The following is a 17,617-nucleotide window of genomic DNA, read 5'->3' on the forward strand; positions in this document are numbered from 1 at the left end:
GGCTTCACTCATGCTGACGAATCAACTGAATATCCTTCCTGATGACCAGACTGCTCCAGAACCCGTTCGCCAGCGACTGCCGAAGTGGTTGAAGCGACCGTTGCCTCAGGCCGGAATGCAGTTTACGTCGGACGTGATTGCCGACTTGAAGTTGGAAACGGTTTGCGAAAGCGCCAAATGTCCTAACCGAACGGAATGCTGGTCGCAGCAAACGGCCACGTTCATGATTCTGGGAAACGTCTGCACGCGTCCCTGTGGATTCTGCTCCGTCTTGAAGGGAAAGACCGAAACGGTCCAACTCGACGAACCCGCGCGCGTGGCGGAAGCTGCAGAGCGACTGGGGCTCAAATACGTCGTCATCACGTCGGTCACCCGTGATGATCTGCCCGATGGCGGGGCAGGCCACTTTCATGACTGCGTGCTGGCGGTACGTGAACGAACCGGGGCGAAGGTCGAAGTCCTGACTCCCGATTTTCGTGGCAACCGGGACGCCATTCACCGTGTGATTGAATCGCGCCCTGATGTCTTCAATCACAATACCGAGACCGTTCCTCGACTGTACCATCGCGTACGCCGCAATGCGGAATACCAGCGAACGCTCGACTTGCTGAAGCAAATCAAGGACGAAGTTCCCGAGATGCTCACGAAAAGCGGCCTGATGTTGGGGCTCGGTGAAACACTCGACGAACTGTTCGAAGTCTGCTCAGACCTGCGAACTGTCGGCGTGGACATGCTGACGTTGGGGCAGTATTTGCAACCGACGTCCGAGCATTTGCCAGTCGAACGCTATGTCAGCCCTGAAGAGTTCGATGAAATCGGCGACCAGATGCGGCGACTCGGTTTCAGCATGGTTGCCAGCGGACCGTTTGTCCGATCGAGTTACCACGCAGGCGAGATGGCCGACGTGCTGCGCGTCTGATGGGTCATGCAGACGAAATATGACAGCGTGGCTCGGTCGGTGGTCATCACCCAGGCACTGCCCTGCAGCGACTGGGTGACCCAACACAGAATGCAGCGGCCCATCGTGGCAGAGGCGCTTGAGCGGGAAGGTGGGGCTTACGAGATTGTCGCCTCCTGTGCACGTCAGGAGGCGATTCTTCCGATGTGAGACCAGTCACTCAGGCGACGCGGCTGGCCAATTGGCTGCCTCGGAGTTGTTCTCGATAGCCATTCAAATGCTGCTGGTAAAGCTTTTCGAGGCTTTCGTCGAGCAGCGGCAGTGGAATCCCCAGGGCTCGGCGGATCTTACGCGTTTGCAGCGACGTTTCGCCGCAACCAAAGCCGACGGTTCGATCCACAAGCGACCCGGCAATGGGAGTCGCGGGGCGTGCCAGACGGAAATGTGCGGCCAGACGAGTGGCAAACTCGCGCGGGCTGATCCGTTCGGCACCGGCAATATGGTGAAGTCCGACCAGACCCGACTCCCAGCTTTTCTTCAGCACGTCGGCCAGTTCCGTGGCGAGCATTGGCGTTCCGTGGCGCGCGAAGTCGACTGATCCAATCGTGCCGCGTTCGAGATCCGCCAGCAGCGTCTCGAGCCAGCCAGCGTTTGGACCGGCTTGCCAGCCGATGGCGTGCGTACGGACGATCAACGCATCGGCCGACGAGGCGGATGCGTGTGCTTCGATCTGTCGTAGCAGTTCCGCCTCGGGACTCGGGCAGATCGAGTGACTGTTTTCGGCGTGAAACATCCAAGGGCCGGTAAATACGGCATCGGATGAAATCAAAGTCAGATGGCTGCCGACGGACTGTGCGGCATCAATCCAGCTTTTGGCGTAGGTGACATCGGCTGCTTGCGGACGACGGCTTTCGTCCCAGCATGAATCCGCGCCGATTCCGCACAGGACGATGCGGCTCGGTTGAATTCGTCGCACCAGCTCAAGGACAGCCGACGCTTTGCGTGGGATTTCCGTTTCGACGTTGCAGGTGGGCAGCGAAACTCCGGAGGTGAATGAAACACCGACGACTGGGCAATGGTCCGATAGGGCTTCCGCAAGGTTCGCCCCAACAACTGTGTTCACTCCAGCAACAAGAATCTGGTCCACGCGGTGCCTCCATGCTCGTGCGTGTCATGTTCAAAGAAAGGCCGCTTCATACGGCAGCGAACTATACGAACCCTCGCAATTTGGGCCAACCCCAATCTGCGGCAGATCGTGCCGCAATTTGGGTGTGCCTGACGCAAGTCTGCCTGACACACCCTCGTACCTCTTATTGGCTTCCTCGCGACCAGTCTCTCGCTTGTTTCACCTTTCCCCCCCTCGCCCCCACTCGTTACCAAGCCCCCGCTTGGTAACGCCTTTTGCACCCTGACTTTCCGTCAAGCAGACAGGCAGGCTGCCGCCTTACCCCATTTCCGCCGTATCTTGTTTAAATCGCCATGTCATGTTTAAGACGTGTCGCCAAGCGGGAGCCTGGCCACGAGGTCAAAACGCACTCCGCACTTCATAATGGCTTTCTCGCTCTCCCTCGTTACCAAGCTCCCGCTTGGTAACGCATCTCAGGCCACCCCGACATCACAGGCAGCATTTCAGGAAAAGTCGAGTTGTTCGCCACAAATTGACTCTGCGGTATAGGTTTTCCAGAAGATTCGGAATCGCTACATCCGATACAGGTGGCATAGCCGTTAGTGTCGGTGCGTCGCGTCCTTGACGGATGGGACCGTACGCACTGAGGACCCTCAGGGCTACACTTGCCAGGGAAGCATCATGACCGGACGGATTCCATTCGGCTTGCTGACATTACTGACTGCATTGGTCTGTGTACCAGTACAGGCTCAGGGCCCAATGGGAGCACCTCCCGGGTATGGAGTGCAGCCAGCCGGATTCGAAGCGTATCACGACGTGCCGGGACAATACCGTCCCATGCCGCCCGCCGCCTATCAAATGGGGCAGGTTCCCGGACCCGTTGGTCCTTCACCGCGCATGACGTACGAAGAACTTCCCGATGATTTGGGATTCGGCGATCGCGATACGCCACTTGGAAACTGGTTCACAGAACGGTTCCGACACGCGTGGTTCCGGGCCGAGTATTTGCTTTGGGACATTTCCGGTCCAGACGGCAAGATGCTCAGCGAAGGCGTCAGTACAATTCACACCGGTTCAGATTTTACCGGTGAAGGGCCGATTCGCCCCGGTATCGAGAATCTCGATTACGACCACACCGTGAATGGTGTTTCGGGAACGACGCAAATCCCCGGTTTGGGACGGTTTTCGACCCGGGATCTCAACGGATTTCGTGGGACCTTTGGGTTGCCCACTCCAGTCGGGACCTTGGAATTAGGCGGCTTCCTGCTGGTGAATCACAATCAGACACGGATCGACGGAGTTGGAATTCCGGGCAGCCTGATTCAACCGCAAATCGTCGGTAACCCGGCGGTGACTCCGGGAAGCACCGTCGGTGCCGACGGTAACCCCGCGACCAATGATCAGACGGCCCGATTCATTACACAGTCGGCACGGATCAATGGGTCGGTATCGGATCTGGCCTACATCAATTACGACGTCAGCTATCAGGCACGACTTAGCACGTCGGCCTGGGGCACGGAAGGCAACTTCGTGATGGACAGCCCTGATCCGAATTCCTTCTTCCAATTTCGTCCGACATTCGGTTTCCGCTACCTGAATTTGATCGATCGACTGAATCAAAGCGGTCAGTACAACGAACCCAGTGCGGCCGATGCGACCGTCAATACGGTGGTGAATCGCCAGATCAATTCCTCGGCCAACAACAACATCTACGGACCTCAGATTGGTGTGCGGGCCGAATTGGGCAACTCGCAGTTCCTGATCGGATTCGAGCCCAAGTTGATGATGGGTCTGAACACCTGGCAGTCAACGCTCGATAACTCGAACGTGTTCGGCTCGACCGATCCAGGACAAAGCCTGCTGCTGCGAAACACGACGTTTACCCCGTTGGTGGATTTGAAGGGGTATTCGAACATCGCCATCTCGAAGAACCTGTCATTCTATGTCGCCTACAACTTCATCTGGGTGGGCAGCACAAACCGCAGCTACAACAACTTCAACTACAATCAGAACACTGCGGGTAACGCGGATTTCCAGCTGACAAAAACGTTTCAGCAGACGACCCTGCAAGGGATGTCGCTCGGTTTCGACTTCCGGTACTAACGGTGGGATTGCTGAAATCCAGTCAAATGCCGGGAAATCAAGACTCTTGGCGATCCATGACAAATTTCACACACCACAACGGCTTCATATTGACGTCATTCCTGTTCGGACCTAGAGTCCTTCGGGTTTTGAAGCTCCCGACGAAGGATCGTCAGGGGATCAACGTTCCACAGTCGACTGTCGCAAGCTGATCGTGGAAAGAATGGCCTGGGTGGACGGGCCGCCAGACAACATTGATTGACAAGCATGCGGAAAGGTTTTTCGGCCGGAACGGCATGTCAGAGACAGCCGCTTCGTCCATCGGGCCGCTCATGCCTGTCGGATGCGAAAGGACTCGCAGATGACAATCACCCTCTCTCTCTCGAATGATCGTCCAGTCCCCTTTATCGATCTGGTCCCGCAGTTCAATGCCATGTCGGCAGAGATCATGTCGGTCGTCGAAAAGGTCTTCACCGAGCAGAAGTTTATTCTGGGCGACGAGGTCGCCAACCTGGAAACGGAAATCGCACAATACTGCGACGCCCGGCACGCCATCGGCTGCAACTCGGGAACCGACGCACTGATTATTGCCTTGCAGGCACTGGGAATCGGTGAAGGTGATGAGGTCATCACCACGCCGTTCTCGTTCTTCGCCACGGCCAGTTCGATCTGCCGTGCGGGAGCGACCCCGGTTTTCGTGGATATCGAACCCGACAGCTTCAATATCGATCCCCGCGCCATCGAAGAGGCGATCACGCCCCGCACACGCGCCATCATGCCGGTGCATCTGTTCGGACAGTGCTGCGACATGGAGTCGATCTGGCGTCTTGCACAGAAGCATGACCTGCACATCGTCGAAGACGCCTGTCAGGCGATCGGTTCAGAATATCAGGGTCGACGTGCGGGTGTTCTGGGCTCCGTCGGTTGCTTCAGTTTCTTCCCGACGAAGAACCTGGGTGGTGCCGGCGATGGCGGCATGATGACAACCGATGACCCCGAAGTGGCGCAACGCCTGAAACGACTTCGCGTCCACGGTGACATCGGGCAATACGAACATTTGGAAGTCGGGATGAACAGCCGCCTGGATTCCTTACAGGCCGCTGTCCTGCGCGTGAAGCTGCGACAGCTTGAATCCTGGACCATCGCGCGACAGGAAAACGCCCGACGCTATGGTGAAATGTTCCGAAACGAAGGCGTTCTAGACACGATCTGTCTGCCGAAAACCGGACCGCATCGCCGACACGTCTACAATCAGTACTGCGTTCGCGTCCGACATGGCCATCGCGACCAGCTCATGCAGGAACTGAAAGCCAAGAAGATTGGCTGCGCCGTCTATTATCCAAAACCACTGCATCTTCAAACGTGCTTCAAAGGTTTGGGCTGCCGCCCAGGTCAGTTCCCCGAAGCCGAAGCCGCATCGCGCGATATTCTGGCACTGCCCAGCTATCCGGAACTTCCACTCGCCGATCAGGAACGAGTGGTCAGCGTGGTCTCCGAAGTCTGTCGCGAACTCCGCGGCAACCGACAACAACGACGAGCCGCTTGATTTGCGGAAACGTTTGCATCATCGGTCCATCGACGAATCACCAAGGAGCGCGTCTGCAAAAGACGCGCTCCTTTCGTTTTCCTCGTTCGCCCTCGTTACCAAGCTCTGCTTGGTAACGCCTCCTGCAATCCCGTCTCTTTCCTCGTTTCCTCGTTACCAAGCTCCCGCTTGGTAACGCTTCGTGCACTCTCATTTTTTGCCGAGCCGGAAAGTGCCCTGGAACCCTCACACACGTTTCCTCGAGATCCGCAATCCACAGAAGGTCCGCGCCAGGTCCGGCCGCGATGGGAATATGCGTGTGAAGCGGCGTTACCAAGCGGGAGCTTGCTAACGAGCGAAATTCCCCGACACACTCGATGCCACCAAACAAGCTTTCCAAATGATTGGAAGATTGGGGCAAGTTGGTGCTGACACAATTGGCCGAGATCGTATCATCGTCTGCATTCGAGACAGCAACCGAGACAGCAGCAGAAGGGCACCCCAAATGGCCGTTTTCAACACTCGCCGCATGAGGGATGGCATGGCTTGCTTCAAGCATTCCTTGAGTAAGCGACCCTCGCGCGATGGGCAAAACACCACCTCTTCAAAGGGGGACACCGAAATGATGTTGCTCAAGTCGCTCAACATCATCTGGAGCGTTGAGCACATCTAACCCCTATCCAAAACGGAAGTTACACAGCAAATTGATCAAGAAAATCAAGGCGATCATTTTTTGGCAAGCTGACGGCTGATCTTTTGCAATTTGAGTCAAATGCCACGCGTCATGTCGTGGCGACAATCGTCACATGTCCTGGCGACAGCTTCAGTCGCGCCCCGGCAGCGGATTGTTTGGCACTTCTCGAATTCACTTTCGGCGGACGATCGCGGGGGCCAGAAACGATTTCGCGTCGAGGACGCGTTTCAGTCCTTGTGCGAATTGTTCCCTCCCCGTCGACCTGTCGTCCGGGACTTGCCGGATGACCGTGGCATCGTGCACACTTCGATGTAAGGCCTCGATCAATTCCAACGTGTGCATTCGGAAGACATCGAGCTCGTCGACCGTAAGATCCCGTCGCACAAGTATCGTTTGGGAGCGAATGTCACTGTCCGATGTGATCGGCTCGTGCTGCCGCGTCAGTTCGGCCAAGGTTTGTCCCGATGTTCGGTACAGCAAACCTTCGACGTAAGCGCGACGAAGCCGCCCCTGGTCGTCGAAACGATACATCGCATCGCGGCCCGGATAGACAAACAGCCAACCCAGGTCGTTGAAACCCAATACCACCGGATCTTCTCGGCCTGGAAAACGGAGCTCCACTCGCTGCGTCAAAGAGACCGCTTCGCGCATCACGTCTTCGCGGCCGTGTTCATCGGGAATCATGGGTCGAGCTCTTACTTCGGAATTGGCCGAGCGACACCCGCCTCACATACAGGGTTGCTCCGCAAAGGACAGAATTCGCAGCCCGCTCAATCGTGCGGGCTGGTCGGGATGGAACTGGATCGATCATGTTTCAGCAACGTTTCGAGCTGTTCGACGATGACAGGCTCAAGCACATGTTCGATCAGATCCGCCTCACGATCAACTCGCCCCAGCGCGACGTCCGCATAGTGGATCAGATACAGCTCCCACAACCGATGGTTGCGGACTGCCTTTGCAGCCAGACGAGCCCCTTCCTGCGTCAGTCGAAATTGTCCTTCCGAATCGTGCCGCAGCCAGCCTTCTTGCACGCTCGATCGTAACAGTGCATCGACGCGTCGTGTCGACCAGCTTCGTGCAGCGATCAGTGAGTCGCGTGAAATGGGATATGGGGTCAAGTCAATCGTGCTACGGTCGATCGGTAAACCGAGAGTTCCGCTCGCCGCAATCTGCTGTTCGAGTTGTTCGTAGCACGCACGCAAAAGATCAAGCTGCCCCTTGCGACGACTGGCAATGCGGCGACGCCACACATTCCAGACGGTCCCGCGGCGAATCCCGAAAAGCAGGCTGATCGAAAAGATCACCGTCCCGGTCAGCACGATGATCGGTCCCGCCGCAAGATTCTCGAAACTGGCGCTCAACATCACCCCGATGGAGGCACTGATCCCGCCGATGGCACTCGCGATGATCACCATGGGGCCCAGCCGATCGCTCCAGAACCGGGCGGCGCTGGGAGGAATCACCAGCAACGCAACGACCAGCAGCAGCCCCACGCTCTGCATCCCAATCACCGTCACACCGACGACCAGCACGGTCAGCAATAGGTCCAACCGTTTGGCGGGCCAGCCCAGCACAGCCGCATACTCTTCATCGAAGCAGATCAGCGAGAATTCCTTGAACAACGCACAGCAGATCACCAGGACGATCGCACTGGCACTCGCAATCAGATTGACGTCCATCAGCGTCATTGCGGCCGTCTTGCCGAAAATAAAATCGCTCAAACCCGCCGCACTTCCGGTGCTCAGGCTTTGAATGATCGTGAGCAGCACGATCCCCGCACCAAAAAAGAGGCTGAGGACGATGCCCAGTGCCGCATCTTCTTTGATGAGCCGCGTACGCTGAATCAAATTGGCCGTGACGACGCCCAGTCCCGCCGTGATCGAGGCCCCGACCAGCAGCCAGGGCAGCGACTTGCCACTTCCGGGTGTGATCGCTTCCCCGACCAGGTAGGCGATTCCCACACCCGGCAACGCCGCATGGCTGGCCACATCACCGACAAGGGCCTTCTTTCGGAGCAGCATAAACGCTCCGACGATACCCCCACACATGCCCAAAAGCATCGTTCCCAACAGAACGATCCGCGTGTTGTAGGCGATCGAGCTGGCCAACAGCAGCGTGTCAGACATGTTCGTTACTTGATGCCTTTGAAGATCTTTCGGTCTAGACGAGGGATGAACAACGTCCAGTGCGAACCGCTATTCGGATCGTCTTGAATGGCGCGTGTGAACTCATGCAGCTTGGCGTCGAGATTGTCGATCATGTGCAGGATCATGGCTTCCGGCGTCATCGGTAGCCGCGGACTTCCAAACTCGTATGTGCCATGATGGCTCAGAATCATATGCTTCAATCGCAACTGCAATTCTTGCGGAAACGGTTCTTGCGTCAGCTCTTCCACGCGACGAATTTTTTCGGTTAGCATCTCGACACCGATGTTCAGGTGCCCGAGCAGTTGCCCTTCGTCCGTGTAGTTGAAACCCGATTCGCACGAGAGTTCTCGCGTTTTGCCGATGTCATGCAGGAAGACGCCCGTTTGAAGCAATTCGACGTCGACGTCGGTGTAAACTTCGCACATTTTTTCCGCGACGTGCAGCAGGGTGACGACATGCTCGATCAGCCCGCCCGGATAGGCATGATGTGCTTTCACTCCGGCTGGCGTTTCCGTCAGGGCGTGCATCAGCGTTTCGTCGACGAAGAAACATTCCATCAGCGTGCGAAGCGACGAGTTTTCAAAACCCAGCAGGATCTTTCGCAACTCATCCAGCAACTGGTCAATCTTTGCGGACGTCATCTGCTCAAAGTCGACGGGATCGACAGTCGCGGCCGAAACCGGGTCGCAATGTGTCAGAATCAGTTGCAATGTTCCCTGGAACAATTGCACTTTCCCGCGTGCGCGAACGTAGCCGCCACTTTGGACCCCCGAGCAGGAGTCTTCCGAGACATTCCACATCCGACCGTTCATCATGCCGGTTTTGTCGCGCAGGTCGACAGACAGATACAATGCCGCATTTCGATTGGCACGAAGTTGTTTGTCGGAGACCAAAAAGACATCGTCAACGATTTCGCCGTCTTTCAGATCAGTAACGAATCGGCGAGGCATAAGCGAAAATCCATTCGTGGCAGGCATTTATCGGTGAGTTGGCCAGATTCTAGGTCGATTGGCGTTGGGTCACAAGGAAGGTTTTGCGACTCGCACGGTTCATGACGGGTTTCTGGTGGTGTTGATTCAGATTTTGATCGTCGTGAAGGAAGACCATGGAATGCGAAATCTCTGGCGATCGAATCGAACTCTTCTGAACCCTGGTTATACTGGACAGAGGTGGACAACGACGCAATTTTGCGGACTTCGACTGACGCGCGCATCGGAACCGACATGACCGAATCCCCACAGGAATCTGCCTCGATTCCCGAATCTCCCTTGATGGACGACTTGCCACCCGTGCAGCCGCCCTCGGCCGGATTCATTTTGCAACTGTTTGTCTTCCCTGCACTGATTGTCATGGCGGTCGTGGCCGTCTGGTGGATGTTTGGCTGGATCGCGGCTGGCGAGCAGGATTGGCGGAAGCTGCTTCAGGAACTGCAAAGCCAGAACCTGCATATTCGCAACCGTTCAATGTACGGCCTGGCACAAGTCCTTGATCAGGATTCGCGCCGTGGTGACCAGGGCCAGAACCTGCGAGCCAATCGTGAAATCACGCAGGGGCTGACCGATCAGTTGATCATTGAACTCCGCAAGAACTCCAGCTCGAAAGAGGGGGTGGCGATTCAAGAGTATCTGACCCGCGCGCTCGGAATGCTGGACCCCCTCGACATCACCGCCCCCGCCCTGCAGATGGCGATGGAACCACAACGCGATCTGGATATCCGCAAGAGTGCGGTGGTGTCGCTGTCATTTATTGCGGGACGCGCCCTCGAACGACAACAGCCGCTTTCCAACCCTGAAAGTATTGACGCGCTGATTCAATTGTCATCGGACCCGCTGCCGATTCTGCGTCAGTCGTCGGCATTTGCGCTGGGCCTGTTCCATTCGCCGGCCGCGACGCATCAGCTGGAAGTCTTGCTTGGCGATGGCGATGAAAAAACTCGCGTAAATGCCGCCATCGGGCTGGCTCGCCAGAAATCGACCGCGGGTTTTGCCGTCATTCGCGAAGCACTGCATCAACCAGTCGGTGAACCGGCCGCGCAGAATGCCTCGGCAACAGGGACAACAAGCGAAGGGGATCGACTGCGGCTCGAGGGTGAGCAGTTTCTGGTCGTCAAAAATGTCCTGAAGGCGGTGAAAGAGTTGGCAGGCAAGTTGGATGATTCACAGCGACAAGAGCTGACGCCGCTACTGGAATCGTTGTCGTCGAAACATCCCGAGATCCGGATCAGAGTTGACGCCACCGACGCGTTGCAAACGATGAAGCGCGTATCTCGATGAAAGATCACATGATCCTACCGCTGGCGAGGAGATCCATTTAAGACGCAACCCGTTCATAAACATTCCGACGACGACTTGAACGGTACCGTCACTTGAGCCCGAACGAATGTCGTTCGGATCGAAACCTTGACCGGGATCTCCCGTCAGCGATTTCCGGGCGAGCGGGAAAACCCTCCGATTCTGGTTGCGTTTCATCCGACAGCCCAGTTAGCTTGAATCAGTTGACCCGGAACGGATTCGTCGGGCTCGTTCACAAGGTGTCTTCCGGGCGTACGAAGATGGACACTCTCCATTGATCATCGTGCTCGGTTTCTGTCATTCGGAAGATGGTTGGGCGATGTCAAAAAAAGAAAAACTTGCGGATTCGCACCTTGATCCGGTCAGGTCGCGCGTGGCGGCAATGAAATTCTGGTCACGGTTCACACAGCCGCAGCCAACGCATTCCTTCGCATTTCCCGAGCCAGTGGATTGGTCGGATGACGAGCCTGGATTCTTGTCCCAACTTCCCTCGGTGCCCTACGACGATTCGATTGTTTACTCGTTGCGAATCACCATTGCGGATTCGAAGCCGAGAATCTGGAGGCGACTGACGACCAAGTCGGTCTCGCTCGAGATCCTGCATAGCATCATCCAGTTGCTGATGGGATGGAACGACTCGCATTTGCATGGATACGAAATACGTAAGCGTCGAGTTCCGCTGCCCGATGATGGCGCGGATGTCGACGAGCAATCCATCTCGATTGCTCAATTGTTTGCCGCGAAGATCAAACGCCTGAGCTACACCTATGATTTCGGCGACAACTGGCGACTGACGATCTCGATCGAAGAGTCGATGCCGACCGTCAAAGACGTATCCTATCCCCAGTGCGTGGCCGGACAAGGTGCACCGCCGCTGGAAGATATCGGCGGGATTCAGATCTGGTCGAAGCTGCTCAGTGCCATTCGATATCCCCAGCGAGAACAGTGCGACGAAACACGGGCTTTGATGATGCGACTCGGGGACGAGTTCGTACTGTCCGAATTCGATCTGCCGCAAACGAATACACGTCTGCAACGGATTTTTCATCGGCAATCGCGCGGCAGAAAGAAGAAATAGCGATCGGCTCAAACGAGCCACGGCGCCGCCAGGTTGGCATTCCTTACAAGAATTCGAGCACCACACGATCTGCGACGAAGCGCCCCGCGGCGGAGAGGCGAATTGCCTGGCCATCATCTTCGAGCATCCCGAGTTCGATTTGCCGCCGCAACGCCTCGGCACACATCGTGTCCAGATCGAAGCCCGTCCGCTTGTGAAACTCTAGACGATCAAGGCCCGCGTTTCGGCGAAGGCTCAGGTAGATCAGTTCTCGGGCGCGATGTTCGGGAGCGAGTTCTTCCGTGTCGGCAACTGGAGATTCGCCACGTTCAATTCGGCCCAACCATCCGAGAACACTCCGAAGATTCGTTTCGCGCCGTCCATCTTGATAGCGCGCGGCCCCAGGACCAAACGCCCAGTACTCGCTGCCGCTCCAGTAGACATGATTGTGCCGGCACTGATACCCGGGCCGCGCGAAGTTCGAGATCTCGTATTGTTCGAACCCCTCCCTCTTCAGCAGTTCCATCGCCAATGCGTACTGCTCACGCTCGAGCTCTTCGTCAACGTTCATGAGCTGCCCACGCTCGCGTCGCGTCCAGAATGCGGTTCCCTGCTCGAACGTCAGCCCATACGTCGAAAGATGCTGAGGTTCCAGGGCAATCGCCTGTCGCAGGGTTGACTCCCAATCTTCAAGCGTCTGGCCAGGGATTCCGAAGATCAGATCCAACGAGATGTTTGATATGGCCCGCCGCAGGCGATGCATGACATCGACGATTGCCTCAGGCGTATGATCCCGTTCCATCAATTTCAGGGCATCACGCGAGAACGACTGCACACCCAAGCTGATTCGATTGACCCCCGCGCTGGCCAGGATCTCGATCTTCTCATCGGTTAAGTCCAGTGGGTTCGCTTCGACGCTGATTTCCGTTGCAGAGGACGTTTGAAAATGCTGCCCTACGATTCGGAAAAGTTCGCGCAGTTCCGCCGGGGCGGGATGGGTCGGTGTACCACCCCCGAAAAAGAGTGAATCCAGCGGCGCGATGTGCCGGGGGCCCAGCCGTTCGATTTCTTGCTTTAGCGCTCGCAGGTAGTCTCCAACCAGATCGTCGCGACCGGCAATCAGCGTGAAATCGCAATAGCCGCAGCGATGCGCACAAAAGGGAACGTGGATGTAGGCGGCGCGCGGACGGATCGAATCAGACGACGTATCGCGATCAGCCAAGGGTGAACGATTGGATGACGTCATGAAAGCCTCGACAATCCCCGCGCGGGCAACAGGTGCGAGGCATTTTCTCCCGCGGCACGAACACCACAGCGAAGAGAGTCTGGCATCGACAAACCTTTGTCCAGCCCAACGGCGATTCCGGCGGCAAGACAATCACCGCAGCCGATCGGATTGCGAACATCCACCTGTGGAACGTCGATCTGCAGGCGACCATCCGGTCCAAGAGCCAGTAAAGGGTCGGCACCCTGGCTGATGACGACCCATTCCGCCCCTCGAGCTCGCAGCTCGGCCATTGCGGCAAAAATATCTTCGCTGGAATCCAGGTCTCTGCCGACCGTCCGCGCGAGTTCTTCGCAATTCGGCTTGACGATAAAGGGCCTCGTCGCCAGCGCCTCATCCAATTCAGCCCCCCGAATGTCCAGGATCGATCGGGCGTGTGACTTCTCCAGCAGTCGACGAAAGTAATTTTTGGGGCACCCATCGGGCAGTGACCCCGTGATTACGACAGTTTGTGCCGCGCGAACTTCTTCGACAAACGCGTGGAAAAAGGTCTCAAGCTCGTCGTGCGGAACTGCGTGCGAGTTTTCAACGAGTTCCGTCGTGAGATTTGTTTTCTGATCCAGGATCGTGGTACAGGTACGTGTCGGGATTTGTGATGGCACCCATCGCACAGGAGCGCCCAGCCTCTCGAAATCCGCACGAAGAAGTTCACCGACCTTTCCACCGGCCAGCGACAGCGTCTTCGAATGCACGCCCAATTGGTGTAAGGCACTGCCCACATTCAAGACCTTACCCGACGCGCAGGCGAGCGCCGCCGTCGCTCGATTGACCTGCCCCACGGCAAATTCGGAAAACACGAGAATCTGCTGCCAGGCGGGAGTCAGACCAGTGGACAAAATCACGGAGGATCATCCTTAGTACAAATCGTTCAGTTGGAATAACTCATACCCTATGAAAAAGCCCGTTAATGAGTACGACCGGGTTGGCAGTCGTGGGCGAGTCCAAAAGGCGGTGGCTGACTTGGGTTGCGAAGTATCTTCTTGACGAGTCCATGAAGACGCTGATAGGTTATTGTTTGTTCAATGAATTTCTTTTCCGCTCATCATTCCATGATCTCCTTCAGTTCTCGGCATTGGTTTTGACCATATTTGTTCGTTTTCGCAAACTGGTTCCGCTCACAGGATGAAGGTCTCATTCTTATTTGGCTGGCCTGCGGTCGACTTTTTCACGTGATGAACAAGCCCTTCGGGTGGCAAAACGAGCCCGATGTGGGTAATTTGTCGCGACCAATCAATCCGGGCTTGGTGCTGAGACCCTCATGTCCATGAACCGACATTGCCATCTCTCAACGCGACACCATTCTGATGTGAAGGATGGCTACGTGCAAAGCCTCAACCGGGCCGCCGGATTCCAATCGACCTGCGCCGCGAAGTTCGTGGTGCTTATCGCTTTCGTGACGACCGTCTTTTGCGTGGGTTTCCCAGTTGCGGCACAGCCGGCCGCTCCAGCGAAACCCGCCGTCGCCCCGGCGAAACCATCGGTTCCGAAAACTGATGAGTTGAAAATCGATCCTGATAAATTGCCGGATTGGTACCACGCCCCACCAGAACCACTGGCGATCAAGGACCTGGATCTTCCTCTGGCGACGAAAGAGGAACTGGCAAAACTCAAGCGAGAGTTCGGGTCGGCCTATCGCCAGACCCTGAAGACCTGCGATGTGAGCGCCAACGGGCGAAAAATCATCGAAGGGGCAATTCACTACAAACTGGCGGAAATGACCGTCAGAGACAGACTGAGTGATTTGCCAGGCCTGCGCAAGACGTTTGTTCAAGAATTTACGACAATTGGCGACGGAGCTCGTCGTAAAGGAGAAATCGATGCGATGACGGCTCTTGTTGGGCAAGAGATCGTCAAACAGATCCCAGAGCTACTCAAGAACAACTCCTACGTCCGCTTAAATGCCGTCTATATCCTGTGCGAAATCAACTACGCTCCGGCGTATGAGCTGCTGCTGCAGGTGATGCGTGCTCCGGACATTCGTAAAGATGAAGAGAATGGCCAGCCCGAGACGCTCAAGATCGTTGCTGCCATGGGTTTGGTTCGAATTCTTCGGTTTGCGTCACCGTCCGTCAAAGAGCGAACGGCAATGGCCACTGGGATCATCGAGGCACTCAAAGATCCGCAGACCCATTTCTGGTATCAACTGCGACTGATCGAGGCATTGCGCTATTGCGAAATCGCGGGATTCGATCCCGGCGACAAAGATCGACCGTTTGTGGTCGAATGCCTGATATCCGTCGTCAACGATGCCAATCGAACATGGAAGGTGCGAACGCGGGCCTGTTACGCGCTGGGTCGCGTTCCATTTCCAAAGTCGGTCAAGGTCGAAGATGTCATCACGGCCATTACGGAATGTGCCCTGCAGATTTCAAATGCGGCCGCAGCCAACCCAAACCATATGGATTGGAAGTACTGCTTTTACAATCTGTATGCGGCATTCCACACCGTCGACGGCAAGGACAAGGAAAAAGATAAAGATCTGGATACAGAGAAGAAGGGGGCAGGTGGCTTGCTGGTCCGCTTCAAAGTCGCCGCCCAACCTGCGTATGCGGTCATCGTGCCGATCGTCGCGGACATCCTTTCCGGTAAGGCCCCCGACGCCGGAAGCCTTCAGAAGCTGACCCAGTTCGCTCGCTCAAGACAAACCGATGCCGTCCAGGCCGGGACCAACAAGTAACCCCGGCTTGTCCGTCTCTCGCACACTGTGCAAGGGGCGCATGAGAAGAGACCTGCTCGCAGCGGCAATTGGACCTGTCCAGACTCTTCTGGACAGCCTGCACCCAAAGAAAACACCGCAGCCGTCGCGGCATTTCCAACGACACGCCTGTCGTGGCGCGCAATCCGACTCCGTCGTCATGACGACGGAGTCGATGCTACCTCGGCTGCTTGAGAAGCTCGCAGAAGCGGACGTAGGCATCGTTCCATTGAGCGGTATTCTGTGGCTCGTAGCGTTGCATCGTGCATGACGCCCGCACGATCTCACGAATCTGCGACAGCGAACCCACCGAACCACTGGTTCGTGCCTGGACAAGCACGTTCCCCAGAGCAGTCGCTTCCACAGGACCGGTGATGACCGGTCGGCCCGTGGCGTTGGCGGTGAACTGGTTCAAGAGCTCATTCTGGGTTCCGCCACCGACAATGTGAATCACTTCCACTTTGTGACCGGACAACTCTTCCAGCCAACCCAGAACCATGCGGTACTTCAACGCCAGGCTTTCGAGCGCACAGCGAACCAAGCCGCCGTCCGTGTCTGGAATTTCCTGATTGGTGGCTCGGCACCAGTCCCGCATCGCTTCGGGCATATCATGCGGCGCCAGGAACTCGGGAGCATCCGGATTGACGAACGCGCGAAACGGACGCGCATCGCGAGCGACCTGAGCCAGCAATCCGTAGTCGTAGGGCGAGCCATTTCGTTCGAAGGATTTGCGGCATTCCTGAACCAGCCACAATCCCATGATGTTCTTCAGCAGCCGGTACGTTCCATCAATGCCGCCTTCGTTGGTGACGTTCAGTTCCAAGGCGCGCGGCGTCAGAACGGCATGCGGCAGTTCGAGCCCCATCAGCGACCAGGTCCCAGAACTGATATAAGCCCAGTTGCCTGACCCCGTGCGGTCCGTCGGTACGGCGGCGATAGCAGCCCCGGTGTCGTGGGTCGCCGGGGCGACGACGTCCAATCGGGGCAGCCCCGCGCGTCGCGCCACATCTTCTCGCAACCGTCCCAAGCGAGTTCCCGGTCCGACGACCTCGGGCAGCATATGCGTCGGTAGCCCCAGTTTCCTGAGCATCTCCACGGACCAGTTGCGCTGTGTCGGGTGATACATCTGCGACGTCGTGGCGTTGGTGAACTCGACAACTCGACTTCCTGAAAGCAGCCAATGGAAGAAGTCGGGCATCATCAGAAACTTGTCGGCCAGCCCCATAAGTTCCGGATTCGTCTGATTCATGACAATCAGTTGATACAACGAATTGATTTCCATGAACTGCAGGCCGGTATTGGCGAAGACTTCGGCCCGGGGAACCCGTTGAAAGGCCAGGTCCATCACGCCGCGCGTCCGGGCATCACGGTAGTGGTACGGCTGGCCCAGCATTTCGCCCGTTTTCGAGAGCAGTACGAAATCGACGCCCCAGGTATCGACGCCCACCGAAACGATGTTCTGACCAAATCGCGCGGCGGCCTTTTGCAGGCCAACCTGAATCTGCGACCACAATCGCAACACGTCCCAGCGCATGGTGTCACCAACATTCACCGGCCCATTCGAAAAGCGGTGAAGTTCTTCGAGACGAATCTTCTGGCCATCGAACATCCCCGCCATCACGCGACCGCTTTCGGCGCCCAGATCGATTGCCAGATAAACCTGCTCGGCCATGTCATTTCGCTTTCATCAATGTCTGTTTGTGAGGTCTTTCTCAGGCAAGTCCGTTCGGCCGAGGCCAATGGGCCGCATATCCGCCCAGCATCTACGCCACAAAGACGTCTCACCAGCCCCCACCTGCACGCGATTCGAGTTTGGA

Annotated in this window: 13 protein-coding genes; 6 read left to right on the plus strand and 7 right to left on the minus strand. The window is 56.7% G+C overall.

Annotated elements, in window-relative coordinates:
• Positions 1 to 10: 10 nt before the first annotated feature.
• On the plus strand, positions 11 to 919 hold the full coding sequence (lipA, locus tag OSO_RS0116030; protein WP_029247079.1) for a lipoyl synthase: 909 nt from the start codon (positions 11 to 13) through the stop codon (positions 917 to 919).
• 199 nt (positions 920 to 1,118) lie between these two features.
• Here lipA and OSO_RS0116040 read toward each other — a convergent pair whose 3' ends face one another.
• Complete coding sequence (locus tag OSO_RS0116040; protein ID WP_010584260.1) at positions 1,119 to 2,045, minus strand: sugar nucleotide-binding protein; 927 nt, start codon at positions 2,043 to 2,045, stop codon at positions 1,119 to 1,121.
• Positions 2,046 to 2,705: 660 nt separating this feature from the next.
• Here OSO_RS0116040 and OSO_RS0116045 point away from each other — a divergent pair.
• Positions 2,706 to 4,127 (plus strand): BBP7 family outer membrane beta-barrel protein, encoded by a 1,422-nt coding sequence (locus OSO_RS0116045; protein ID WP_010584261.1) that lies wholly within the window; start codon positions 2,706 to 2,708, stop codon positions 4,125 to 4,127.
• A 340-nt stretch (positions 4,128 to 4,467) separates the two neighbouring features.
• Positions 4,468 to 5,652, plus strand: coding sequence for a DegT/DnrJ/EryC1/StrS family aminotransferase (locus OSO_RS0116055; RefSeq protein WP_010584262.1), 1,185 nt, complete (start codon positions 4,468 to 4,470; stop codon positions 5,650 to 5,652).
• An 844-nt stretch (positions 5,653 to 6,496) separates the two neighbouring features.
• Here OSO_RS0116055 and OSO_RS0116065 read toward each other — a convergent pair.
• From OSO_RS0116065 to OSO_RS0116075, 3 genes are all read right to left on the minus strand, one after another.
• Positions 6,497 to 7,009, minus strand: coding sequence for a hypothetical protein (locus tag OSO_RS0116065; protein ID WP_010584264.1), 513 nt, complete (start codon positions 7,007 to 7,009; stop codon positions 6,497 to 6,499).
• 86 nt (positions 7,010 to 7,095) lie between these two features.
• Entirely contained in the window at positions 7,096 to 8,451 is a 1,356-nt protein-coding gene (locus OSO_RS0116070; protein WP_010584265.1) for a metal ABC transporter permease, read from the minus strand.
• A 5-nt stretch (positions 8,452 to 8,456) separates the two neighbouring features.
• On the minus strand, positions 8,457 to 9,422 hold the full coding sequence (locus OSO_RS0116075; RefSeq protein ID WP_010584266.1) for a 3'-5' exoribonuclease YhaM family protein: 966 nt from the start codon (positions 9,420 to 9,422) through the stop codon (positions 8,457 to 8,459).
• Positions 9,423 to 9,695: 273 nt separating this feature from the next.
• Here OSO_RS0116075 and OSO_RS0116085 point away from each other — a divergent pair, with 273 nt between their 5' ends.
• Positions 9,696 to 10,745, plus strand: a complete 1,050-nt coding sequence (locus OSO_RS0116085) for a HEAT repeat domain-containing protein (protein ID WP_010584268.1) — start codon at positions 9,696 to 9,698, stop codon at positions 10,743 to 10,745.
• A gap of 337 nt (positions 10,746 to 11,082) precedes the next feature.
• Positions 11,083 to 11,841 (plus strand): plasmid pRiA4b ORF-3 family protein, encoded by a 759-nt coding sequence (locus OSO_RS48095; protein WP_157605210.1) that lies wholly within the window; start codon positions 11,083 to 11,085, stop codon positions 11,839 to 11,841.
• Positions 11,842 to 11,884: 43 nt separating this feature from the next.
• Here the strand turns inward: OSO_RS48095 and hemW are convergent, their stop codons facing one another.
• The gene (hemW, locus tag OSO_RS0116095; protein WP_010584270.1) at positions 11,885 to 13,066 is read right to left on the minus strand and encodes a radical SAM family heme chaperone HemW; all 1,182 of its coding nucleotides are present in this window, start codon (positions 13,064 to 13,066) and stop codon (positions 11,885 to 11,887) included.
• Entirely contained in the window at positions 13,063 to 13,947 is an 885-nt protein-coding gene (locus OSO_RS0116100; RefSeq protein ID WP_010584271.1) for a 1-phosphofructokinase family hexose kinase, read from the minus strand. The genes hemW and OSO_RS0116100 overlap by 4 nt, the downstream gene beginning before the upstream one ends.
• 479 nt (positions 13,948 to 14,426) lie before the next feature.
• Between OSO_RS0116100 and OSO_RS0116105 the strand changes: the two genes are divergently transcribed.
• Entirely contained in the window at positions 14,427 to 15,782 is a 1,356-nt protein-coding gene (locus OSO_RS0116105; protein ID WP_010584273.1) for a HEAT repeat domain-containing protein, read from the plus strand.
• A 196-nt stretch (positions 15,783 to 15,978) separates the two neighbouring features.
• Here the strand turns inward: OSO_RS0116105 and OSO_RS0116110 are convergent, their stop codons facing one another.
• The gene (locus OSO_RS0116110; RefSeq protein WP_010584274.1) at positions 15,979 to 17,472 is read right to left on the minus strand and encodes a rhamnulokinase; all 1,494 of its coding nucleotides are present in this window, start codon (positions 17,470 to 17,472) and stop codon (positions 15,979 to 15,981) included.
• Positions 17,473 to 17,617: the final 145 nt, after the last annotated feature.

Source organism: Schlesneria paludicola DSM 18645, from assembly GCF_000255655.1.
In the GTDB taxonomy this organism is placed as follows: domain Bacteria; phylum Planctomycetota; class Planctomycetia; order Planctomycetales; family Planctomycetaceae; genus Schlesneria; species Schlesneria paludicola.